3 protein-coding genes and 2 pseudogenes are annotated in these 5,218 nt (G+C 53.2%); 2 read left to right on the top strand and 3 right to left on the bottom strand.

Translation table 11 applies throughout. From position 1 onward, the window contains the following. Positions 1 to 118: 118 nt before the first annotated feature. Positions 119 to 625: pseudogene (locus RAE09_RS11640) on the top strand (IS256-like element IS3503 family transposase); the annotation flags it as partial. A gap of 66 nt (positions 626 to 691) precedes the next feature. On the opposite strand, the gene pbp2m reads toward RAE09_RS11640, so the two are convergent. The 3 genes from pbp2m to RAE09_RS11625 all read right to left on the bottom strand — a co-directional run bounded on the left by pbp2m (position 692) and on the right by RAE09_RS11625 (position 4,274). Continuing rightward, the gene (pbp2m, locus tag RAE09_RS11635) at positions 692 to 2,473 is read right to left on the bottom strand and encodes a penicillin-binding protein PBP2M (RefSeq protein ID WP_049151672.1); all 1,782 of its coding nucleotides are present in this window, start codon (positions 2,471 to 2,473) and stop codon (positions 692 to 694) included. Between the two features lie 113 nt (positions 2,474 to 2,586). Then, complete coding sequence (locus RAE09_RS11630; RefSeq protein ID WP_070604856.1) at positions 2,587 to 3,417, bottom strand: serine hydrolase; 831 nt, start codon at positions 3,415 to 3,417, stop codon at positions 2,587 to 2,589. Continuing rightward, positions 3,414 to 4,274, bottom strand: coding sequence for a LysR family transcriptional regulator (locus tag RAE09_RS11625; protein WP_012360809.1), 861 nt, complete (start codon positions 4,272 to 4,274; stop codon positions 3,414 to 3,416). The genes RAE09_RS11630 and RAE09_RS11625 overlap by 4 nt, the downstream gene beginning before the upstream one ends. 114 nt (positions 4,275 to 4,388) lie before the next feature. On the opposite strand from RAE09_RS11625, the pseudogene RAE09_RS11620 reads away from it, so the two are divergent. Continuing rightward, positions 4,389 to 5,096, top strand: a pseudogene (locus tag RAE09_RS11620) (helicase-associated domain-containing protein); the annotation flags it as partial. Positions 5,097 to 5,218: the final 122 nt, after the last annotated feature.

Below are 5,218 nucleotides of genomic sequence, written 5' to 3'. Positions count from 1 at the left end.
CCAAAGCTTGGGATACCGAACCCCAGTCGAAGTGGAAACCGATTTTTGGAAGCAGAACCCGCCGCAAGAAATAATAGAAATCAAGGCAAATGCCTAGGAACAAAACTCGGGGCACTTCAACACCTACCGGGAATGGATGAACGAGAAAACCACCATCAAAGACCCCGTTACCGGCGCCTACACCAAGGTCTACACCCACCAACGCGTCCGAGCGGCCTATCAATCATTGCTATCTCTGCACCGCAGAGACCTGCTGTTTACCTACCTGCAACCCCCACCAACAACCATCGACCCCGACAACCTTGCAGCAACAACAAACAGCCTCGAAGGTGGCATCAACGCCCCCATAAAAGAACTAGCCCGCAGACACCGCGGACTATCACTACCGCATCAACGCACAGTGATGGATTGGTGGCTGTATCTACATACAGAAGTCCCTGACGATCCGGTCAAGATCGCCAGGGACCAACGATGGGGTCAAGACGCACTTTCCACAGCAACAGACCTGATCACCCACAACACCACAGCCACTACCAATGACATCGGTGCACCAGCAGAATACGACACCGCCATCGACACCAGCTACCAACACAACCTCGGCATCCAAAAAGGCTGGATCAAATAACCGCAACACGCCCGGAAAAGACACACTTTTCTTTACTTAACCCGTGCTAGAGGTTATGACGCAAGTTTATTGAATTCCAGAGAATTTCTGAACATCCGGCGAGCGAAGGAAACGCCCGGCCATTTCCACAGCTGGCTGAGAAGAATCTCCTTCGATTACAAGGGACGCAATCGCCAATTCCCCTGTCGTTCCAGCGAACCAGCCATTGGAAAGCTTGCCATCAATTTCTGCTGTACCAGTCTTTCCGCCAAGTGCACTAAGATCACTCAACGACCTAGCTGAACCGTGGTCAATTGTTGATTTCATCATCGTCCGGAGGCTTTGAATAGTTGTATCGCTGACATGCTGGTCTGCCTGTTTATTCACTACTGTCTGTTCGCCTTGAATGAGCTGTGGAGGAACAAGCAAGCCGCCGTTAGCGACAGTCGATTGCATGAGCGCAATCCCAAATGGACTAGCTAGAACCTCGCCCTGTCCAATAGAAGCCTCCACACGAGGAGGTCCAGCCGGTGTCCGCGGCACCGAACCAGTAAGTGTGGTCATCCCTGGTACGTCGAAGTCGGAGCCAATTCCGAGTTCTAAAGCAGTCCGTTGCAGATCATCTTCTCCCAAACGATCCGAAATGACCGCTTGGGTTGTGTTACATGATTGGGCGAAAGCTTCTTCCAGTCGAACGCTACCTAGATCGAAGTCATGATCGTTGGGAATCTTGCGTCCAGCGACGGTGATATTGCTAGGACAAGGTAGTTCCTCATCCATGCTGACTGCCCCTGCCTCTAGTGCCGCCGCTGTGGTCACAGTTTTGAACGTCGATCCCGGTGGGAATAGCCCGGTGAGTGCGATTGGCCCTTGGTTATTTGCCTTGTCATTTTGTGCAACGGCAAGGACACCTCCTGTTCTAGGATTGAGCACGACTAGAACTGCGGCACGTTGCTCACTGTCCACTGCTTGTTTTGCTGCGCTTTGCAGTGTGATATCCAGAGTGGTTGCGATTGGCTGAACTCGGCGAGGCGGCTCAGAGGCTACCGTCGTCATACCTTGTGAACTCTCAGCGCGTATCGACCATCCTGAATTAGCATCGAGCACTGACTCCCAATATTTGTTCAATTCAGCATCCAGCGGAGAGTTAAGAGTTTTGGACACGCTTAAGAGACGCCCCTGCTCCACAGTGGAAATTCCCTCAAAGGTCCTAAGTTGCTCTTGTATCTTCCGGAATTCTTCCTGCCTCAAAGTGAGGAGCACGGTGTCTTCATCCTGAGACTCTCCCAAGGTCTGCTCGATCCACTCCTTAGTCGTTGTGGGAGACACTGGTGCAAAAATCTGGGCCAATTCCTGCGCTCTAGAGGCTATATCTTTGCGACCTCGTACCTGAATAACTTTCGTCCAGGTCATATATTCATTGCCCAAGCGATCTTTAATTGGAAGATCGTACTGTTTATCTTCAGCAAAAAAGAGTGCGGAATCATCGCTCAACTGAGCTTCGAAGATCGAAGGCAACCATTGAGGCTTACCATCCTGTCCACTAAGGACGAGCCGACCATTGCTCTCCAACTCCACACCATCTTTGGACCAAGTCACATGAGTATTCTGCTTTCCATTGGAAATATCAGATTTTTCGATGTTGACCTTCACACCATGAAGTGACTGCCGAAATTCATGAAGGGCGCGCTCCGGGTCTGGATGATCCAGATACCGTGCAGCCTTGCTGTCATCTCCCGCGTTGAAAGCTTTGAGAAATACGTCTGAGTCTGATTCCCACGGTAGAGCTGAACAGCTGCTCAACATCACTGCGGAGAGCGAACAGAGTGCAATCACCGACTGACGGAAACGATTGTGCTTAGTCATCATGGGAGTGACGTTAAGTGAGACGCATTGGATGCCACCAATATCACATAATGCAATTGTCTCATTTCATTCACATATAGGCGATGGTAGAAGTGTGTATTCAAGTGGCAGAAATTCTAACGAAGAGCGTCCACGAGCAGTCTAGCCACTTCGCCAATAGCACCATCGTGAGTACTCATTGCTTGTTCTGGCACCACCTGTTTCAGCATGATGGACACCACAATGGGCTCCTCGCCCTCAACCTGGATAATCGAAGCTTCACCATGGAGAAGTCCTACAGTGCCCGTTTTTCCATAGATATCAACGCCGCTTGGAGGAAAGCCTGAAGGAACACGGTGACGCCACACCTGCAACCCCAAGAGTTCACACATAGATCGACGTACCGCTGCACTATCGTCTTTCCAAACCTGTTCCAAGTCATTAGTTATTTCCGCCAACGAAGAGACTGCAGAAAACGCTATATCTGTACTACTCCCCCCTTGGGATTGAACATATTGACGCAATTGTTTCTCCGCCGTCACTAAGCTATTCCGATCTTGCAAGTCATAATGAGGTGGAAACCGTTTAAGAAATGCTTCTCGAGCCCACGCAGGCAGTAGACGCAAAATCTCGTGGGCGGCCACGTTATCTGACACCGATGCGACTTGTTTCATTAAGTCTCGGAGACTCACGTTCACTGCGTCATCAAAGGCAGCGAACCCATACCCTTCGTAAGTTCCTTTGGACGGTGCAACGTCAACACGAAGACGAGGATCCAGATCACCTCGTTGAATCGCTTCCAAAGTGAGGTGGAGGAGCCGGATTTTATATAAGGATGCCACCGGAATTTTCTCGTCTTGTTTGCGTCCGATAGTCACCCCATCGTGCAGTCGCGATGCACACCACCATCCCTCACACCCCGACCGCGTCAACACGTTTTCCAGGGCCATCTCCATCCGTGCAGTCATTGGTTAATCCTTCGACAAATTCTTTCGGCGACCGCCATGGCCTCGGCGCCATTGTCCATCCCACCTCGGCGAACCACTACATCCACGGAAAAATCGAAACGGGAAGGAAGCTCAATAGCATTGTCAAACTGGTGAAAACCGCGAAATACCAAAGACATCCCCTCCCCTCTTCCAATCAATAAGCCCCTACCTAGAGCATCCTCTGAATCATTAATTTCGCAAGACACACCCGACCGAAATAGCTCTCTCGCCAAACCACTGGCTGCACTTGAATTGTCATTCAGGTTCTCCACCAGCAGATTCAATTGAGACAAGGTCTTATCCAACCTTGAATACCCCGGCGGCACCACTAGATCACGTGACAGAGAAAACTGCCTCGCACTGCGGTGAGTACCCAAGGGAACCGGAGCTTGAACAAGCCCCGCATGAATAGCGCCTTCTTCAACACGGGCAAGAATCTCAACAGAAGGCAGTGACGACAAAACTACTCCATCATGCTGCTGTGCCTTTGCTGCAATACGCGATCCTATCTCGCTTGGAAGCGCACTACTGATGGCCAAACGAAACCCGCTTTGCGCACCACTTCGGATACCGTCAATCATCGAATGCATAGTCTGAAGATCGCGATTAATCACCCGGGCATATGGAAGCAAGGTCAACCCTGCCTCGGTTAGTTTCACTTCCCCCGCCCCTCGGATAAATAGCGGTGTACCTACACCAGCTTCTAAGCGCTTAATGGCATTGGAGACAGGCGGCTGACTCACTCCCAGTCGCGCTGCCGCCGCTGTAAAACTACCGGTCTCCGCTAAAGCCACGAAATACTGCCATTGGCGCAGATTTCCCGTCTGAGCAATCATGGGTCTCAGCATAGTGGAGCACGAGTTCGCACCACTGCAGCGTAAAATGATGTCTTTGGCTTGAGCAACACCGTCGCGGTGGCGTCGATAAACAAAAAGGAAGTGACACACAGCGTGGGCATTGGAAACGGACCGCTCATTGTGCAGTCGGATAAGACCGTGCTGCTGGAAATCGACCACGAACAGGCGCAGGAGGCGCGCACCGCGCTGGCACCGTTCGCGGAGCTGGAGCGCGCGCCGGAGCACGTGCACACCTACCGCATCACCCCGCTGGCGCTGTGGAACGCCCGCGCGGCAGGGCACGACGCGGAGCAGATCATGGACGTGCTGGAAACCTACTCGCGGTTCCCCGCCCCGCAGCCGCTGCTCATCGACATTGCCGACACGATGGATCGCTACGGGCGGCTGAAGCTCATCAAGCACCCAGCGCACGGGCTCGTGCTAGAGACGACGGACAGGGCTGTGCTGACGGAGATCCGGCGTCACAAAAAGATCAAGCCCATGTTGGGCGCAGAGATCGACGAGGACTCGATCGTTGTGCACCCTTCCGAGCGCGGCAGGCTCAAGCAGGAACTGCTGAAGGTCGGCTGGCCCGCAGAGGACCTGGCGGGATACGTCGACGGCGAGGCACACCCCATCGAGCTGTCGCAGGAACACGAAGAATGGCAGCTGCGCGACTACCAGGAGATGGCGGCCGATAGCTTCTGGGAAGGCGGCTCGGGCGTGGTAGTGCTGCCATGTGGTGCGGGCAAGACGATGGTCGGCGCGGCCTCGATGGCCAAGGCAAAGGCCACCACCCTGATCCTGGTGACGAACACCGTCGGGTGCTGTTGCAAAGTTGGGGCAGTAGAAAGACCGGCGTGAAATAATCAGAGCCATGGGCATCTTCTCCGGTCGGCATTTCCCCCGTGACATCATCCTGTGGGCGGTGCGGTGGTACTGCC

This window comes from Corynebacterium tuberculostearicum, assembly GCF_032821615.1.
GTDB lineage: Bacteria > Actinomycetota > Actinomycetes > Mycobacteriales > Mycobacteriaceae > Corynebacterium > Corynebacterium tuberculostearicum_H.
Note: the sequence above shows the minus strand (reverse complement) of the source record. Positions and strands in the feature narration are given on the sequence as shown.